This window comes from Stenotrophomonas sp. LC732, assembly GCF_052446685.1.
GTDB lineage: Bacteria > Pseudomonadota > Gammaproteobacteria > Xanthomonadales > Xanthomonadaceae > Stenotrophomonas > Stenotrophomonas muris.
Window position 1 is genome coordinate 1,240,397 of sequence record NZ_CP199214.1, and the last position, 18,095, is coordinate 1,258,491.

At 68.0% G+C, this 18,095-nt stretch carries 13 protein-coding genes; 9 read left to right on the plus strand and 4 right to left on the minus strand.

All coding sequences use genetic code 11. From position 1 onward, the window contains the following. Positions 1-99: 99 nt before the first annotated feature. The 6 genes from map to dapE are packed head-to-tail and all read left to right on the plus strand — an operon-like array spanning position 100 to position 6,990. Complete coding sequence (gene map / locus ACT6SE_RS05985; RefSeq protein WP_005412748.1) at positions 100-885, plus strand: type I methionyl aminopeptidase; 786 nt, start codon at positions 100-102, stop codon at positions 883-885. A 2-nt stretch (positions 886-887) separates the two neighbouring features. After that, the gene (locus ACT6SE_RS05990) at positions 888-3,515 is read left to right on the plus strand and encodes a [protein-PII] uridylyltransferase (protein ID WP_046429726.1); all 2,628 of its coding nucleotides are present in this window, start codon (positions 888-890) and stop codon (positions 3,513-3,515) included. Then, the gene (dapD, locus tag ACT6SE_RS05995; RefSeq protein ID WP_014646511.1) at positions 3,515-4,594 is read left to right on the plus strand and encodes a 2,3,4,5-tetrahydropyridine-2,6-dicarboxylate N-succinyltransferase; all 1,080 of its coding nucleotides are present in this window, start codon (positions 3,515-3,517) and stop codon (positions 4,592-4,594) included. The genes ACT6SE_RS05990 and dapD overlap by 1 nt, the downstream gene beginning before the upstream one ends. Positions 4,595-4,596: 2 nt before the next feature. Continuing rightward, the gene (locus ACT6SE_RS06000; protein WP_046429728.1) at positions 4,597-5,463 is read left to right on the plus strand and encodes a hypothetical protein; all 867 of its coding nucleotides are present in this window, start codon (positions 4,597-4,599) and stop codon (positions 5,461-5,463) included. Positions 5,464-5,494: 31 nt separating this feature from the next. Beyond that, the gene (locus ACT6SE_RS06005) at positions 5,495-5,866 is read left to right on the plus strand and encodes an arsenate reductase (RefSeq protein ID WP_014646513.1); all 372 of its coding nucleotides are present in this window, start codon (positions 5,495-5,497) and stop codon (positions 5,864-5,866) included. Beyond that, positions 5,863-6,990 carry a succinyl-diaminopimelate desuccinylase gene (gene dapE / locus ACT6SE_RS06010; RefSeq protein WP_046429730.1) on the plus strand — a complete coding sequence of 376 codons (1,128 nt, stop codon included), beginning with the start codon at positions 5,863-5,865 and terminating at the stop codon, positions 6,988-6,990. The genes ACT6SE_RS06005 and dapE overlap by 4 nt, the downstream gene beginning before the upstream one ends. Positions 6,991-7,110: 120 nt before the next feature. On the opposite strand, the gene ACT6SE_RS06015 is transcribed toward dapE, so the two are convergent. Beyond that, on the minus strand, positions 7,111-7,989 hold the full coding sequence (locus ACT6SE_RS06015) for a tetratricopeptide repeat protein (RefSeq protein ID WP_046429754.1): 879 nt from the start codon (positions 7,987-7,989) through the stop codon (positions 7,111-7,113). Between the two features lie 338 nt (positions 7,990-8,327). On the opposite strand from ACT6SE_RS06015, the gene asnB reads away from it, so the two are divergent. Then, on the plus strand, positions 8,328-10,019 hold the full coding sequence (asnB, locus tag ACT6SE_RS06020) for an asparagine synthase B (protein ID WP_046429732.1): 1,692 nt from the start codon (positions 8,328-8,330) through the stop codon (positions 10,017-10,019). A 101-nt stretch (positions 10,020-10,120) separates the two neighbouring features. Beyond that, entirely contained in the window at positions 10,121-11,509 is a 1,389-nt protein-coding gene (locus tag ACT6SE_RS06025; RefSeq protein WP_014646517.1) for a cation:proton antiporter domain-containing protein, read from the plus strand. Between the two features lie 82 nt (positions 11,510-11,591). Here ACT6SE_RS06025 and ACT6SE_RS06030 read toward each other — a convergent pair whose 3' ends face one another. Continuing rightward, the gene (locus tag ACT6SE_RS06030; protein ID WP_046429734.1) at positions 11,592-13,919 is read right to left on the minus strand and encodes a penicillin acylase family protein; all 2,328 of its coding nucleotides are present in this window, start codon (positions 13,917-13,919) and stop codon (positions 11,592-11,594) included. Positions 13,920-14,043: 124 nt separating this feature from the next. Here ACT6SE_RS06030 and bfr point away from each other — a divergent pair, with 124 nt between their 5' ends. Next, on the plus strand, positions 14,044-14,532 hold the full coding sequence (gene bfr, locus ACT6SE_RS06035) for a bacterioferritin (RefSeq protein ID WP_005408763.1): 489 nt from the start codon (positions 14,044-14,046) through the stop codon (positions 14,530-14,532). A 318-nt stretch (positions 14,533-14,850) separates the two neighbouring features. Here the strand turns inward: bfr and parC are convergent, their stop codons facing one another. Together parC and ACT6SE_RS06045 are read right to left on the minus strand one after the other, a co-directional pair. Continuing rightward, positions 14,851-17,094, minus strand: a complete 2,244-nt coding sequence (parC, locus tag ACT6SE_RS06040) for a DNA topoisomerase IV subunit A (RefSeq protein ID WP_046429736.1) — start codon at positions 17,092-17,094, stop codon at positions 14,851-14,853. 60 nt (positions 17,095-17,154) lie between these two features. After that, positions 17,155-18,036: a helix-turn-helix domain-containing protein gene (locus ACT6SE_RS06045; protein ID WP_046429737.1), complete on the minus strand. Its 882-nt coding sequence runs from the start codon at positions 18,034-18,036 to the stop codon at positions 17,155-17,157. Between the last annotated feature and the right edge of the window lie 59 nt (positions 18,037-18,095).

The following is an 18,095-nucleotide window of genomic DNA, read 5'->3' on the forward strand; positions in this document are numbered from 1 at the left end:
GTGGAGGCCATCACGCTTTCACTTTCCTTGCCGGAATCGTGCATGGCCCGGATCGCCAGTTGGGCGGCGTTCGTTCAGATTGCGGCCGGATCGGCGATAATGGGTGCCATGAGCGTGAATCTGAAAACCCCGCAGGAAATCGAGATGATGCGCATCGCCGGCCGCCTGGCCAGCGAAGTGCTCGACATCGTCACCCCCCACGTCAAGCCCGGTGTCACCACCGAGGAACTGGACCGCATCTGCCACGACCACATCGTGAACGTGCAGGGTGCCATTCCGGCCAACGTCGGCTACCGCGGCTTCCCGAAGACCGTGTGCACCTCGGTCAACAATGTCATCTGCCACGGCATCCCCAGTGAAGGGAAGGTGCTCAAGGATGGCGACATCATCAATATCGACGTCACCGTCATCAAGGACGGCTGGCACGGCGACACCAGCCGCATGTACTTCGTCGGCACCCCGTCGGTGATGGCCCGCCGCCTGGTGGAAACCACTTACGAAGCGATGTGGCGCGGCATCCGTGCGGTGCGTCCGGGCGCCACCCTGGGCGACATCGGCCATGCCATCCAGAGCTACGCCGAAGGCGAGCGTTTCAGCGTGGTGCGCGAGTACTGCGGCCACGGCATCGGCAAGGTCTACCACGACGAGCCGCAGGTGGTGCATTACGGCCGCCCGGGCCAGGGCCTGGTGCTGCAGCCCGGCATGACCTTCACCATCGAGCCGATGATCAACGAGGGCACCCGCTACAACAAGGTGCTGCCGGATGGCTGGACCGTGGTGACCAAGGACCGCAAGCTGTCGGCGCAGTGGGAGCACATGATCGCGGTCACCGAGACCGGCGTGGACGTGCTGACCCTGTCGCCAGGCGAGTCGCAGGTTTCCTGAAGATGCTGCCGGCGAGTTCGCTGCTGGACACGCCGGCCGCGTCGCTCAACGACCCGGATTGGGCTGCTGCCGCGCGCCAGGCGCTGCAGCAGGCCGACGCGCGCCTGTACCGCCGCTTCGACCAGGGCGACAACATCGAGCGCCTGCTGGCGTTGCGCGCGCGCGCTGCCGACCATCTGATCCGCCTGGCCTGGCAGCGCTGCCTGCCGGCCGACAGCGGCCTGTCGCTGTTCGCGGTCGGCGGCTATGGCCGCGGTGAACTGTTCCCGCGTTCGGACATCGACCTGCTGGTGTTCGGCGATCCGCCGGCACAACTGGCGCACGAGGCGGCATTGGCGCGCCTGTTCGCGCTGCTGTGGGACTGCGGATTGGCTGTCAGCCATGCGGTGCGTTCTGCATTGCAGTGCCGGGAGGCGGCGGCTGACCAGACCGTGCTGACCGCGTTGATCGAGGCGCGCCCGATCCTGACCGATGATGCTGCGCGCCGCGCGCTGCGCGAGGCGATCGACGACCGCGAACTGTGGCCGGCACGCGCCTTCTTCCTGGCCAAGCTGGAAGAGCTGCGCAACCGCCACCAGCGCTTCGGCGATACCGCCGACAACCTGGAGCCGGACCTGAAGGATGGCCCCGGCGGCCTGCGTGATCTCAATACGCTGGGCTGGATGGCGTTGCGTGCCTTCGGCGTGCGCGACCTGGAGGCCCTGGTCGGGCTCGGCCACCTGGGCGCCGACGAAGCCGCGGCGTTAAAGCGCGAACGTGCAGTGCTGGCGCGGTTGCGCTTCGGCCTGCACCTGGTCGCGCGCCGTCCGGAAGAGCGCCTGCGTTTCGATTACCAGAAGACCCTGGCCGCGCGGCTGGGCTTCGAAGACGATGCCGAGAACCTCGGCGTCGAGAAGATGATGCAGGGCTTCTACCGCGCCGCGCTGGTGGTGCGCCGGATCAGCGACCGGCTGCTGCAGCGCTTCGAGGAACAGTTCGACGGCGAGGCCCAGCCGGAGCCGCTGACCGTGGGTTTTTCCCTGCGCCGTGGTTACCTGGCCGCCAACGAGGCCGACTGGCCACGCGGCGACATCGGACAGGTGTTCGCCCTGTTTTCCAGCTGGGCCAACAACCCGCAGGTACGCGGCCTGCATTCGCTCACTGCGCGTGCACTGGCCGAGTCGCTGCCGCTGCTGCCGGCCTATGACCAGGCCGATGCCGATGCACGCGAGCAGTTCCTGGCCCTGCTGCGCGGCCAGCGTCCGGTCGATACGCTTTCGCGCATGGCGCGGCTGGGCGTGCTTGGCCAGTGGATTCCCGCGTTTGCCCAGGTCAGCGGGCGCATGCAGTTCGACCTGTTTCATGTCTATACGGTCGACCAGCACACGCTGATGGTCCTGCGCAACATCGGCCAGTTCGCCAGCAGCCGCGCCGACGAGCGCTTCTCGATCGCGCACGAAGTGTGGCCGCGCCTGCGCAAGCCGGAACTGCTGCTGCTGGCCGGCCTGTTCCATGACATCGCCAAGGGCCGCGGCGGCGACCACTCGGAGCTGGGCGCGGTGGACGCGCGCGCGTTCTGCCAGGCGCATGCGCTCAGTGGCACCGATACCGAGTTGGTGGCATGGCTGGTCGAACAGCACCTGCGCATGTCGGTGACCGCGCAGAAGCAGGACATCGCCGATCCGGTGGTGATCCATCGCTTCGCCACCCTGGTCGGCAGCCGCGACCGCCTGGATTACCTGTACCTGCTGACCTGTGCCGACATCGCCGGCACCAGCCCGAAACTGTGGAATGCCTGGAAGGACCGCCTGCTGGCCGATCTGTACTTTGCCACCCGGCGCGCGCTGCGCGAGGGGCTGGAGCACCCGGTACCGGCCGCCGAGCGCGTGGCCGAGGCACGTGACAGTGTGCGCGCACTGGTGCGCGAGCAGGGTTACGACGATGCCACCATCGACCGCCAGTTCGCGGTGATGCCGGATGAGGGCTTCATCCGCCTGCGCCCCGAGCAGCTGGCCTGGCAGGCCGCCGCACTGGTGCCGGTGAAGCAGGGCCAGGCGCTGGTGAAGGTGCGCCGGATCAGCGTCGACGACCCGGCGCTGGAAGTGTTCGTGCACTCGCCCGACCGTGATGGCCTGTTTGCCGCGATCGTGATGACCCTGGACCGCAAGGGCTACGGCATCCATCGCGCGCGCGTGCTGGACGGTCCGGCCGACACCATCTTCGATACCTTCGAAGTGAACCCGGCCGACACCTTTGCCGATGGCAGCAGTGCCAACCTGGAAGCGGCACTGCGCGAGGCACTCAGCGGTGACCTGTCGCGCCTGCGGCCGTCGCGCCGGGTGGTACCGCGGCAGCTGCGGCACTTCCGCTTCGCCCCGCGCATCGAGTTCCGCGATGAACCGGGCGCAACCCGTTTTGCCCTGGTCGCCCCCGACCGTCCCGGCCTGCTGGCCGATGTGGCGTTCGTGCTGCGCAACCAGGGCCTGCGCGTGCATGATGCGCGCATTGCCACGTTCGGCGAACGCGCCGAAGACACCTTCGTGATCAGTGACGAACACGACCTCCCCCTGACTGAACCTGCCCGGCAGCAGCTGCATGACGCGATGCTGGCCTGCCTGGACCCTGATCGAAACGCCGGAGACCCCGCCTGATGGCCACCAAGCCCGCCAAGAAGACCGCCGCGACCCCCAAGAGCGCAGCGGCCCGGAAACCCGCTGCTGCCGCACCGGCCGCGAAGAAGACCCCTGCGCCGAAGAAGGCCGCTGCGGTGAAGGCCCCGGCGAAGAAAACGGCTGCAGTGAAGCGTGCTGTGAAGAAGCCGGCCCCGGCCAGGAGCGCCGAAGCCGTCCGCGCCGAAACCATCGCCCGCAAGTCGCTGCGCAAGCCGTCGGCACCAGGCGTGGAAGAACTCAAGTTCGGCATCGAGAGCGCCTTCGAGCGCCGCGCCACCTTGACCCTGCACGAGCTGGAAGGGTCGACCAAGCCGCTGGTCAACCGCGTGATCGACGGCCTGGAGAGCGGTGAGTTCCGCGTCGCCGAGCCGGACGGCCAGGGCGGCTGGAAGGTCAATGAGTGGCTGAAGAAAGCCGTGCTGCTGTATTTCCGCGTCAACGACATGGCGGTGGTCGATGCACGCCCGGCGCCGTTCTGGGACAAGGTCGAATCGCGCTTCGCCGGCTATGACGAAGCGAAGTTCCGCCGTGGTGGCGTGCGCGTGGTGCCGGGCGCGATCGCCCGCCGCGGTACCTACTTCGGCAAGGACGTGGTGCTGATGCCGAGCTTCACCAACATCGGCGCCCATGTCGGCGAAGGCACCATGGTCGACACCTGGGCCACCGTCGGTTCCTGCGCGCAGATCGGCCAGCACTGCCATCTGTCCGGCGGCGCCGGCATCGGTGGCGTGCTGGAGCCGCTGCAGGCCAGCCCGACCATCATCGAGGACCACTGCTTCATCGGTGCGCGTTCGGAAGTGGTGGAAGGCGTGGTGGTCGGCCACCACAGCGTGATCGGCATGGGCGTGTTCCTCAGCCAGAGCACCCGCATCTACAACCGTGCCACCGGCGAGGTCACCTACGGCTACATTCCGCCGTACAGCGTGGTGGTGTCCGGCTCGCTGCCGAGCAAGGACGGTACCCATTCGCTGTATTGCGCGGTGATCGTCAAGCAGGTTGATGCCAAGACCCGCAGCAAGACCAGCGTCAACGACCTGCTGCGCGGCCTGGCTGACTGAAGATGACGGCGCCGGAGGATCTGGCGCAGTCCGCGATCTACCAGCATCCGTCCGACACCCTGTTCGGGCGGATGCTGCCGCGCCTGCTGCACGCTCCACGCTGGACCCGGCTGCGCCGCGCGCTGTCGCGGCGCTGGCCGATGCCGGCGCTGCTAAGCGATGTGCGCGACGTGGTCTACGTGAGCTGGTGGGTCGACGTACGCCAAGCGCCGATGCCACCACCAGGCCATCACTACGTGGTCCATGCCGGACGCACGCCCTACACCATCCTCAGCTACCGGCACGGCCACTTCGGGCCCGCGCTGGCCGGGCCGCTGCGCTCGCTGATGCCGTCTCCCAGGCAGAGCAACTGGCGCTGGTACCTGCGTCGTGACGACGATCGGGACGGGACGCCGGTGGTGCTGTTTGATCGCAACGTGATGGACCAGCTGGCTTTCGTCGCCGGCGCGCGCGCTTTCAGCGATGCCATGCAGCCGCATCTGTCGGTGCGCTTCGCGCACGTGGTGCGCGCCGATGGCGGTGGGTACACCCTGATCGAGGGCGGGCAGGGCAGTGCGCCGGCGCTGCACCTGCAGTGGCAGGGCGCTGCGGGCTGGGACGATGCCGGGTGGGCGGCGGCCTTCGGCGGCTACCAGGCCCTGCTGCGCTTGCTGACCTGCCAGGACGAGGCCATCGCCCGCACCTGCGACCAGCGCTGGGCCAGCACCCGCATTGCTCTGCCGGTGGACATCGCGCAGCTGCAACCGCTGCAGCTGGAAGGCGAACAGCAGTGCCCGCGCCTGCAGGCGATGGGCGTGGCGCTGCACGAGGGGCTGGCCTTCCAGCTGCCAAGAGTACCTTTCCGGGTCGTGTCCGAGCGCCTGTTGTGAGATTCTGGCCCTCTGTTTTCCAGCATCACAGATGGCCATGAGCACCACTGTCTACGGTTTGAAGAACTGCGATACCTGCAAGAAGGCGACCAGGTGGCTGGACCGCTTCGGCGTGCCGTACACCTTCGTCGACTACCGCGACAACAAACCCAGCCCGGAAATGCTGCTGGCGTGGGCCGCGCAGCTGGGTGGCCTGGCCGCGATGGTCAACAGGTCCTCCACCACCTGGCGGCAGCTGCCGGACAACCGCAAGGCCGCCGATTCCGAGGCCGAATGGAAGCTGCTGCTGCGCGAGTACCCGCAGCTGATCAAGCGCCCGCTGGTGGTCACGGCCGATGGCACGGTCAGCCAGGGCTTCAGCGACAACGGCTTCAAGGCCCGCTTCGGCGTGGGTGACGCATGAGCGCGGTGCTCGACCTGACCTGCGAGCTGATCGCGCGGCCCTCGGTGACGCCCGATGATGCCGGTTGCCAGGCGCTGCTGGCGGCACGCCTGAAGCAGGCCGGGTTCCAGTGCGATCACCTGCGGCTGGGTGAGGTCGACAACCTGTGGGCGACCCACGGCCAGGGCGCGCCGGTACTGGTGCTGCTGGGCCATACCGACGTGGTGCCGACGGGCCCGCGTGAGGCCTGGGCCAGCGACCCGTTCATGCCGCAGATCCGTGACGGCGTGCTGTACGGCCGTGGCACCGCCGACATGAAGGGCAGCGTGGCGGCGTTCGTGGTGGCCGCCGAGCAGTTCGTTGCCGCGCATCCTGATCATCCCGGCACGCTGGCGGTGCTGCTGACCAGCGACGAGGAAGGCGACGCCATCGATGGCGTGCGCCACGTCGCACGCCTGTTCGCCGAACGCGGCCAGCGCATCGACTGGTGCATCACCGGCGAGCCGTCCTCGACTGCGACGCTGGGTGACCTGCTGCGCGTGGGGCGTCGCGGCAGCCTGTCGGCCAAGCTGCGCGTGCAGGGCGTGCAGGGCCACGTGGCGTATCCGGAGAAGGCACGCAACCCGATCCACCAGGCGGCGCCGGCCCTGGCCGAGCTGAGTGCGCGGCGCTGGGATGACGGCTACGAGAGTTTCCCGCCGACCAGCCTGCAGGTCTCCAACATCCATGCCGGTACCGGTGCCAACAACGTGATTCCCGGCGAGCTCGAGGTGGATTTCAACATCCGCTACAACCCGCACTGGGATGCATCGAAGCTGGAAGCGGAGATCACCGCGCTGCTGGAACGGCATGGCCTGCAGTACACGCTGAAGTGGCACCGCAGCGGCGAGCCGTTCTACACCCCGGAGGGCACGCTGCGCGCCACCGCGCGTGCGGTGCTGGCCGAGCACATCGGCCGTGCACCGGAAGAAAGCACCGGCGGCGGCACCTCCGATGCCCGCTTCATCGCGCCCTTGGGCGCGCAGTGCATCGAAGTGGGGCCGGTCAACGCCAGCATCCACCAGGTGGACGAGAACGTGCGCGTGGCCGATCTGGAGGCATTGCCCGGGCTGTACCAGCGGCTGGTGGAGCGGCTGCTGGCGTGAACCTGCGACGCTGGGTGCCGACCGTTGGTCGGCACGCCTTTCGCCGGCATTGCTTTCCTGTAGAGCCGAGCCATGCTCGGCTGCTTCTGCAGGGAATGCCCAGCCGAGCGTGGCTCGGCTCTACTCAGAAAAAATGAAGAACGGCGGCTTGATCGCTTTTTCCCAGTAGCTCGGCGCCGCCATGTAGAAGCGCTGCGCCTCGGCCCGGGCGAACCAGCGTGCGGCTGCGTCGGTGTCCTTCTCCACGCCCGGTGCACCGCGGCCCAGCAGCAGTCCGGCGAAGTACTGGCCGAACACATTGCCCTTCTCGCCGGCACGCTGGTACAGCTGCAGCGCACGTGCGGGATCGCGCGGCAGTCCCATGCCCTTTTCCAGCAGCGCGCCCAGGTCTACCTGCGCTTCGGCATCGCCACGCTCGGCGCGGCGCTGGATCTGCGCAACCAGTGGATGCACGGTGCCATCCTGTGCGGCCACCGCATCCGGTAGCCGTGACGACGAACTCGGGTAGCGCTCGTAGATCATTCCGCGCAGGTCCCAGCGCAGCGCCTGTTGCGCGTCGCCTCGCTGACGATAGGCCTTGGCGAGTTCGTAGAACGCATAGGGATTGCCGTGGTAGGCCGCCGCCAGGTAGGCACGTTCTCCGCGTCGCCAGGACGCACGCAGCACCGGCGCCGGATTGATGTGGGGGCTGTCGGCATGCCGCAGCGTGCCGGAGATCCAGATCCTGCCCAGTGCTTCTTCCGCCTTGGTGTTGTGGAAGGTCCAGGGTGTGACCGCGGCGGCGCGCTCGTAGTAGGCGATGGCGCGCGGATCGTTGAAGCGTTCGAAGGTTTCCGCGGTATCGAAGGCACCCTCGAAGCTGCCGTCGGTGCCGCGTTGTTCCAGGCCCTGCAGCTGGGCCGGTGGCAGGGGCGAGGGTGGGGCCAGGGTCTGGCAGGCGGCCAGGCCCAGGCAGAACAGGGCGGCCAGCGCCGCGTTGCGTCCAGTGCGGTGTTGCATTTCCATTACACGTTTCACGGCCGGCCATTATGCGCGCCGGGGAGTGGTTGCCAACGCAACGGTTGCACCATGCCGGAAACCGGGGTAGGGTCAATGCCATGTCGATCCGCCTGGCCACCGCCGTCAATAACAACAACCGCAATAATCTGCGCGCGAATAATCGTGCGCGGCCGATGCGGGACTGCGCCCTGGGTAGATAGACAGCAACACACGCCCGGACACCAGAAAACCCGCATCGGTCGATGCGGGTTTTTTTGTGCCCGGGCGTAGTCCCACCCGGGCCTGGATGGCCGGTCGAACACCCTCCCACCCGTGAAATCCCCAACAGGAGCTCCCCCATGTGTTCGATCTTCGGAATCTTCGGCCTGCAGGCCGGTGACGATCTTCCCACCCTGCGCCGCCACGCGCTGGAACTGTCGCAACGCCAGCGCCACCGTGGCCCGGACTGGAGCGGCGTGTACCTCGACGAAGGTGCGCTGCTGGTCCATGAACGGCTGGCCATCGTCGATCCGGCCGGTGGTTCGCAGCCGCTGCTGTCGGCCGATGGCCAGCTGGCGCTGGCGGTGAACGGCGAGATCTACAACCACCAAGCGTTGAAGGCGGCGCTGACCACCACCTACGACTTCCAGACCGGCTCGGACTGCGAGGTGATCAACGCGCTCTACCGCCAGGGCGGCGCGCCGGCGCAGTGGCTGGAACAGCTCAACGGCATCTTCGCCTTCGCGCTGTGGGACCGTGACAGTGGACGCGTGCTGGTGGCGCGCGACCCGGTGGGCGTGGTGCCGCTGTACTGGGGCCACGATGCCCAGGGGCGCTTGCGCGTCGCCTCGGAAATGAAGGCGCTGGTCGATACCTGTGCCGATGTCGCGCAGTTCCCGCCGGGCCACTATTTCGACAGTGCCAGCGGTGAGCTGGTGCGCTACTACCAGCAACCGTGGCGCGACTACGCCGACGTGCAGGGCCGCCAGGCCGATCTGGCTGAACTGCGCCAGGCGTTCGAGCATGCGGTGGAGCGCCAGCTGATGAGCGATGTGCCTTATGGCGTGCTGCTGTCCGGTGGCCTGGACTCGTCGCTGGTGGCGGCGGTGGCCGCGCGCTATGCACGTCGTCGCATCGAGGATGGGGGACAGACCGAAGCCTGGTGGCCGCGCCTGCACTCGTTCGCGATCGGCTTGAAGGGCTCGCCCGATCTGGCCGCCGCAGCGATCGCCGCCGAAGCGCTGGGCACCGTGCATCACGGTTTCGAGTACACGTTCGAGGAAGGCCTCGATGCGCTGCCGGAGGTGATCCGCCACATCGAGACCTACGACGTCACCACCATCCGCGCATCGACGCCGATGTTCCTGCTGGCGCGGCGGATCAAGGCGATGGGCGTGAAAATGGTGCTCTCCGGCGAGGGCAGCGACGAGATCTTCGGTGGCTACCTGTACTTCCACAAGGCACCGGATGCGCGTGAATTCCACGACGAGCTGGTACGCAAGCTCGACGCCCTGCACAACTACGACTGCCTGCGCGCCAACAAGTCGATGATGGCCTGGGGCGTGGAGCCGCGCGTGCCGTTCCTCGACCGTGAGTTCCTCGATGTGGCGATGCGCTTCGATGCCGCGCACAAGATGGTCGGTGCCGGCTTTGGTGGCCGCCGCATCGAGAAGGCGGTGCTGCGCGAGGCGTTCGATGGCTACCTGCCGGACAGCATCCTGTGGCGGCAGAAGGAACAGTTCAGCGATGGCGTGGGCTATGGCTGGATCGATGGGCTGAAGGCACATGCCGAGGCGCAGGTGAGCGACCGTGTACTGGCGGCCGCCGACAAGCGCTTCCCGCACAACCCGCCGCAGACCAAGGAGGCGTACTACTACCGCCACCTGTTCGAGCAGTTCTTCCCGAGCCGGGCAGCGGCCGAGACCGTGCCGGGAGGCAAGTCGATCGCCTGTTCGTCGCCCGCGGCCATCGCCTGGGACGCCAGCTTCGCCGCGGCGGCGGATCCGTCGGGTCGCGCGATCGCCGGCGTGCACGAGCAGGCACTGGCCTAAGCACCCCCAAAAGGGGACGGAGGGGATTAAGTCGTTTGTGCCATTAACGCCTTAATCCCCTCCGTCCCCTTTTTGTATGATCGCCCCCTGCACATTGGGGAATGTTCATGGACGTACAGGCAGGCGGCAACGCGCCGCCCACGAAATGGGGATGGCGCTACCTGGCCTGGGCCGGGGTTCCGTTGCTGGCTGGCGTGCTGCTGGCGCGGTATGCCGGGCCGGCGGCGCCCGAGGCGGTTGCCCGTGCCTCCGTCGCCGCCGAAGGCGGCTGGGTGCAGCATCTGGCGTCTCCGCTGGGCCTGTTCCTGCTGCAGCTGCTGGTACTGCTGCTGGTGGCCAAGGGCGCGGGGGCGCTGCTCAAGCGCATGGGACAGCCGGCGGTGATCGGCGAAATGGCCGCTGGCCTGATGATGGGGCCGCTGGTGCTTGGCAGCCTGCTGCCGCAGCTGCATGGTGCGCTGTTCCCGGCCAGTTCGCTGGGCCCGCTGGGCATGCTCAGCCAGCTGGGCGTGCTGATGTTCCTGCTGGTGGCCGGTGCCGAACTGGACCTGGCGGCGCTGCGTGGCCGCCGGCGTTTCGCCTTTACCGTCAGCCATGCCGGCATTGCAGTGCCGTTCGTGCTCGGCGTCGCCTTGGCGATCTGGCTGTATCCGCAGCACGGCCCACAGGGTGTGGGCTTCACCGCATTCGCACTTTTCGTAGGCATCTCGATGAGCATCACGGCCTTCCCCGTGCTGCTGCGCATCCTGGCCGACCGCGGGATCACACAGACGCCGCTGGGGCAGACCGCGATCGCCTGCGCTGCCTTGGGCGATGCCACCGCGTGGTGCCTGCTGGCGCTGATCGTGGCTGCCGCCCAGGCCAGCGGCTGGTTGCCGGCCAGCCTCAACCTGGTGTGCGTGGTCGCGTTCGTGGCGCTGATGCTGGGGCTGGTGAAGCCGTGGTTCGCGCGCCGGCAGATTGCGCCGGGCCGCGAGGGGCGCTGGCTGCTCGGCATCCTGCTGCTGTCGCTGGGCAGTGCGCTGGTCACCGAGATGCTGGGCATCCACGCGCTGTTCGGCGCGTTCGCTGCGGGTGTCGCGGTATCGTCCAACGCGCAGCTGCGTGACCTGCTGATGGCCCGTGTCGAGCCGTTCGCGGTCACGCTGCTGCTGCCGTTGTTCTTCGCCATGACCGGACTGCGCATGCGCGCCGATGCGCTGCAGGCCAGCGACATCGTGCTGTGCGTGGTGGTGATCGCGGTGGCCACGACGGGCAAGCTGCTGGGCACCTTCAGTGCCGCGCGCAGTGCCGGCATGCCCACGCGCGAAGCGTGGCGGCTGGGCGCGCTGATGAACACCCGCGGCCTGATGGAGCTGATCGTGCTCAACCTGGGGTATGAGCTGGGCCTGCTCGGTGACCGCCTGTTCGCGGTGCTGGTGATCATGGCGCTGGTGACCACGGCGATGACCGGGCCGCTGCTGAACCTGATCGAACGGCGCAGGGCCTGAACGTTGAACGGTAGTGCCGGCCGCTGGCCGGCAACCTGATGATGCTGGACACACCTGCATGGATGCCGGCCAGCGGCCGGCACTACCGCGCTGGCACCAGTGTCATCACGTGCTGCGTCTTGCCCGGCAGGAACGGTGTCGGGCGCCCATGCACCCAGTCCTCGTGGCCGGCACCCCAGTACGGTGACAGCGGATGGCCGCTCTGGCCGCCGGGCATGTGCACGATGCCGTCGGCCTCGTGGCCGGGCGAGACCACCATGCGCTCGGAGGCGCCGAAGTTCGGCGTCTGCACGCGCGGCATGTCCCGGTCGCCGGGCAGGCGGTCGGCGGGCATGCACAGCCAGCGCTTGGCGATGTCCGGCAGCGCCCGTGCGATGGGGTGGCAGATCGCCGCGGTATTGCGTTCACCCCAGCTGCGCTTGGCCAGCGGCCCCTGCTTGGCCAGCTCACCCTCGGTACGGCGGGCGGCGTCGATCAGCAGCGCATCCCAGCTGTCGAAGGCCGGTGGCAGCAGGTTGGCCGGGCGCTGTTCCAGCATCGGCCAGGCCACGCCTTCCAGCTGTGCCAGGCGTGGGTCCAGGTAGGCATCGCCCAGCTGCGCGTTGGCCGGGGCCAGCAGTGCATCGGACAGCGTGGCCATGACCTGCGTGCGGAATTCACGCACCACCCGGTAGCTGACCGAACTGGCCGAGGCGCGCCCGCCCCATTGATGGCTGGCCTCCTTCAAACGCTTCAGCGCAGGGTCGTCACTGCGTTCGATGACGTCGTGCAGCAGAGCCCACCAGCGCTGCAGGAACACCGCGCGGTCGTCGAGCTGGATCGCCAGCAGGTCGTGCTCGTCGAAGCGCTCCTGGATTGCCAGCAGGTCGCGGATCTGCCGCGCCCGCGCACCCAGGTCATAGCCGCCGTTGCCGACGCTGGCGAGTGCCTCGCCGTCGAGGACGCGTCCATTGGCGGTCCACAGGCGATGGTTGGGGGGATCGATCAATGCCGGCGAGGCATCGCTGCGGATCGGCCACGGCGCGCAGCCCTGGTTGCTGGCGGCATTGAAGCCGGCCGGTGCACAGCCGGGGCCGCGGTCCGGGCGAGCGCCGATCAGGCGCCAGGCAATGCGCCCGCTGCGATCACCGACCACCAGGTTCTGTGCGGGGATGCCGGCACGGTCGGCGAAGTGCAGTGCACCGTCGAGGTCACCGGCGCGGGCCAGGTCAGCGAAATCCAGGCGTACGGCACCGGGCAGGTGTGCGACCCAGCGCAGGGCGTCGCCACTGCCATCGGCATGGGTATGCAGGATCGGCCCCCAGTCGGTTTCGCGCACCGCGAACAGCACGTCGGCCTGGCCGGCCACGGCGATGCGCTCTTCGTGCACGGTCACGGCGGCGTTGGCCGGTTCCGTGCGATAGTCCGCCGTGTCGATGTAGCTGTTGGTGAAGCCCCAGGCGACGTGCCCGTTGCTGCCGACGATCACCGCCGGCAGGCCCGGCAGGGAGAAGCCGGTGACATCGACCTGGCCGCCGGCGGCCTGCGGGTCGGGGTAGCGCAGGCGCACGCGGAACCACAGGCCGGGTGCACGCAGGCCCAGGTGCATGTCGTCGGCAACGATGGCGCGGCCGTCGGCGGTAAGCGCCCCGGCCACCGCGAAGTTGTTGCTGCCGATGACGTCGCCCTCTTCCTGCTCAGTGCCCGTTTTTCCCTTCAATGTGCGCAGGTCCAGCTGGCTGGCATCGGGCAGGGCGGCGTTGCCGGTGGGTTCGCCAAACAGCGGCGCATCCCATTCGGTGCCGTCGTGGGCGATCAGCGCGTACAGCGCCGGCGGCACCACTGCGCGGATGCGGCTGAGCGCAAGCTCGGTCTGGTTGCCGGGGTCCTGCAGGTCGGCATACATGGCCAGCCCGGTCAGCACGCTGTCGCTGGCCTGCCACGGTTGTGGTGATTGCCGCAGCAGCAGGTAGGCCCATGGGCGCACGGAGAGATCGGCCAGGCCTTCGTTGACGCCATCCACGTAGGCGCGCACGGCCGTGCCGTTGTCGCCCAGTGCGGCCTGCAGATTCGCCTCGGTGCGTGCACGCAGCCGGTGCACGCGCATGCGCTTGTCGGCGTCGATGGCCTTCGGCCCGAACAGCGCCGACAGCTCGCCAGCGGCACTGCGGCGCATCAGGTCCATCTCGAAATAACGTTCCTGCGCGTGTACGCGGCCGAGCGCACGCATCGCGTCGGCCTGGCTGCCGGCAGTGATGGTGACCACGCCCAGCCCATCGCGCTCGATGGTGACCGGCTTGGCCAGCCCCGGCAGCGCATGCTCGCCGTCCAGGTCGGCCAGGCTGCCGCGCAGCAGCAGCCACAGCACCAGTGCGGTGACCAGCACGATGGCGATCAACACGCCCAGCACCCAACGCCATGTACGTCGCATCGCACGTCCTTTCCGAACTCGTGGGCCGATTGTAGCCGCAGGCGCAACTGCGACTGATTCCGATTAGATCACCGTATTTTGAAATGCGGCACCCTATGCCGCATCGATTCACAGGAGCCCCCCCATGAAAGGCAACCCGGACGTCATCGCCTGCCTGAAGGAACTGCTGCGCGGCGAGCTTGCTGCGCGCGACCAGTACTTCATCCATTCCCGCCGCTACGAGGACCAGGGCCTGTTCGCGCTGTACGAGCGCCTGAACCACGAGATGGAAGAGGAAACCCAGCATGCCGATGCGCTGCTGCGCCGGATCCTGTTCCTGGGTGGCGACCCGGACATGCGCCCGCATGCCACCGAGCCGGGCAAGACCGTGGAGGAGATGCTGCAGAAGGATCTCGATACTGAATACGCCGTTCGGAACAATCTCGCCGCCGGCATGAAGCTGTGCGAGGAGAAGGGCGATTACGTGAGCCGCGACATCCTGCTGGCGCAGCTGAAGGACACCGAGGAAGACCACGCCTGGTGGCTGGAGCAGCAGCTGGGCCTGATCAAGCGCATCGGCCTGGAGCTGTACCAGCTGAGCAAGATCGACGGCAACGGCGCCCCGGCGCACTGAGCGGGCATCGTTTTTGTAGAGCCGAGCCAATGCTCGGCTGCCTTCCGGTAGAGCCGACCGCTGGTCGGCTGCTCTGCAGAAAGCAGCCGACCAGCGGTCGGCTCTACCAGGAGCCAAAAGCAGCCGACCAGCGGTCGGCTCCACCAGCAGCACAGCGTTCTGTCGCCCGCCAGCACCGGAGCACCGCCAGCCAGCCTTCGCCCGCCAGCCGCTCCACCGCCCGCCAGCCGACAACGAAAAAGCCGGGGAATGCCCCGGCTTTTTCGTGCCTGGGGTCAGAGCCCTTTCCCATGGAAAGGGATCCGACCCCCGTACCTCTTATTCCACCGACAGCCCTTCCACCTTCTGCCAGCCGCGCGGCAGCAGGTGGCCGCGGGTGGCACGGGCGCCGAGGTAGGCGTCGAGCTCGTTGAACTTCAGGCCCATGGTGCGCTGGCCGCTGCGCACCTGCAGGGTCTGCCCCGGGCTGATCGCCACGATGGCGACCACGCGTTCAGTGGCGAGCTTGGCCTTCGGGATCTCGATGATCTTGTTGCCCTTGCCCTTGTCCAGTTCCGGCAGGTCGTTGGCGGCGATCGCCAGCAGGTTGCCGGAACTGGTCACCGCCACGATGCGGTCGGTGGCCACGTTGGCGACCATCGACGGGGTGAGCACCGACGAGCCGGACGACAGGTTCAGCATCGCCTTGCCGGCCTTGTTGCGACCGATCAGGTTCTCGAAGCGGGTGACGAAGCCGTAGCCGTGGCTGGAGGCCAGCACGAAGCGGGCATCCGGCTCGGCACTGGCCAAGGTCACGAAGCTGGTACCGGGAGCCGGCGAGAAGCGGCCGGTCAGCGGTTCGCCATTGCCACGCGCGGAGGGCAGGGTATGCACCGGCGTCGAGTAGGCGCGGCCTTCGCTGTCGAGGAACGCGACCTGCTGGGTGCTGCGCGCACGCACTGCGCCCTGCAGGGCGTCGCCGTCGCGGTAGGACAGGGCGGACGCATCGACGTCGTGGCCCTTGGCCGCTCGGATCCAGCCCTTCTCCGACAGCACCACGGTCATCGGCTCGCTCGGCACCAGCTCGGTCTCGTCGATGGCCTGCGCGGCCTGGCGCTGCACCAGCGGCGAGCGGCGTGCGTCGCCGAACTTCCTGGCGTCGGCGGTCAGTTCGTCGCGGATCAGCTTCTTCAGCTTGGCCTTGCTGTCGAGGATGCCGAGGATCTTCTCGCGCTCCTTGGCCAGCTCGTCCTGCTCGCCACGGATCTTCATCTCTTCCAGGCGGGCCAGCTGCTTCAGCTTGGTTTCCAGGATGTACTCGGCCTGTTCCTCGGACAGGCCGAAGCGCGCGATCAGCGCCGCCTTCGGTTCGTCCTCGGTACGGATGATGTGGATCACCTCGTCCAGGTTGAGGAAGGCGACCAGCAGGCCTTCCAGCAGGTGCAGGCGGCGCTCGACCTTCTGCAGGCGGTGCTGCAGGCGGCGGGTGACGGTGTTGCTGCGGAAGGTCAGCCATTCGCTGAGCAGCATCTTCAGGTTCTTCACCTGCGGACGGCCGTCCAGCCCGATCACGTTGAGGTTGACGCGGTAGCTGCGCTCCAGGTCCGTGGTCGCGAACAGGTGGCCCATCAGCTGGTCCGCGTCGACGCGGTTGGAACGTGGCACCAGCACCACGCGCACCGGGTTGGCGTGGTCGGATTCGTCGCGGATGTCTTCCAGCCACGGCAGCTTCTTGGCGCGCATCTGCGCGGCGATCTGCTCGATCACCTTCGACGGCGACACCTGGAACGGCAGCGCCGTCACCACGATGTTGCTGGCCTCCTTGGTGAAGGTCGCACGTGCACGCACGCTGCCGTTGCCGGTCTCGTAGATGTTCCGCAGGTCGTTGGCCGAGGTGATGATCTCGGCGCTGGACGGATAGTCCGGGCCCTGCACGTGCTCGCACAGGTCGCGCACGCTGGCATCGGGGTGGTCCAGCAGGTGCAGCAGTGCGCTGACGATCTCGTTGAGATTGTGCGGCGGCACGTCGGTGGCCATGCCCACGGCGATGCCGGTGGTGCCGTTGAGCAGCAGGTGCGGCAGCCGTGCCGGCATCCAGGTCGGCTCCTGCAGGGTGCCGTCGAAGTTCGGTGCCCAGTCGGTGGTGCCCTGGCCCAGTTCGCCCAGCAGCACTTCGGCGATCGGGGTCAGCTTGGATTCGGTGTAACGCATCGCCGCGAACGACTTCGGGTCGTCGCTGGAGCCGAAGTTGCCCTGGCCCTCGATCAGCGGATAGCGGTACGAGAACGGCTGTGCCATCAGCACCAGGGCCTCGTAGCACGCGCTGTCGCCGTGCGGGTGGTACTTACCGATGACGTCACCGACGGTGCGCGCGGACTTCTTCGGTTTGGACGCGGCATTCAGGCCCAGCTCGCTCATCGAATAGATGATGCGGCGCTGCACCGGCTTCAGGCCGTCGCCGATGAACGGCAGGGCGCGGTCCAGGACCACATACATCGAGTAGTCGAGGTAGGCGCGTTCGGCGTACTCGCGCAGCGGCAGTTGTTCGAATCCGTGGAACACGGGGCGGGCAAGTTCGGTCATGCGGCGTTGTTACCTGTTGTCGGGAGGCGGCGACGGCGGTCGCCGCTCGCAATCCTGTGATTATCCGGATGCGGCGGGGGATGCCAAGCCGCGCGCAGGGTCCAGCCCGGTTTCCAGGCCGTGCCCGGCCCGTGCCAGGTAGCGACCGGGCGGCAGCCCGAAGTGGCGGCGGAACACGGTAACGAACGCGCTGGCGCTGCTGAAGCCCAGCGCGTGGGCGATGTCGGCCACGCTGCGGCCGTCGGTCAGCTGGCGCAGAGCCTCTGACAGGCGCGCCTGCTGCCGCCACTGGGCGAAGCTGAGCGTGGTCTCGTCGCGGAAGTGACGGGTCAGGCTGCGCGGTGACAGACCGGCCCAATGCGCCCATTCGGCCAGGCTGCGTTCGTCGGAGGGGTCGGCCAGCAACTGCGAGGCGATCTTCAGCAGGCGCCGGTCGTGCGGCATCGGCAGGTGCATGCGCTGGCGCGGCGCGGTGCGGATCTCGTCCAGCAGCACGTCGATGATGTGCTGGCGCTCGGGCGTGGTGTCATGGCCGAGCGGCCATTCGCAGATGCGGTCGGCCAGCGCCTGCGCCAGCTTGGACAGGCCCAGCACGCAGGGGTCGGCGGGCAGGGTGGCGCAGGCCGGTGCAGCCAATGCCATGCCCCAGCCGCGCAACGGGCCGTCGAGGGTGACGGTGTGCGGTTCCAGCGGCGGCATCCAGCCGGCCGAGCCCGGCGCCAGCGACCACGTGCCATGCGAGGTGCGGGTGGTCAGCAGGCCGCGTTCGACGCAGATCAACTGGGCACGCTGGTGGTGGTGCCAGTCGACCTCGCGGGCCAGGCCCTGCTGGCTGTCGAAGCGGAAGGCGATGACCGGCGGGCCGTCGTTGCGCTCGAACCAGTCCAGTGCCTCATCTCTGAGTAGGCGTTTGGGAACCTGAATTTCTGCCTTGTTCATCATGTCCGCTGGCTGAAATGTGACATCCATTGGCTGGATTGTACTACCGGGCCACCTGACCA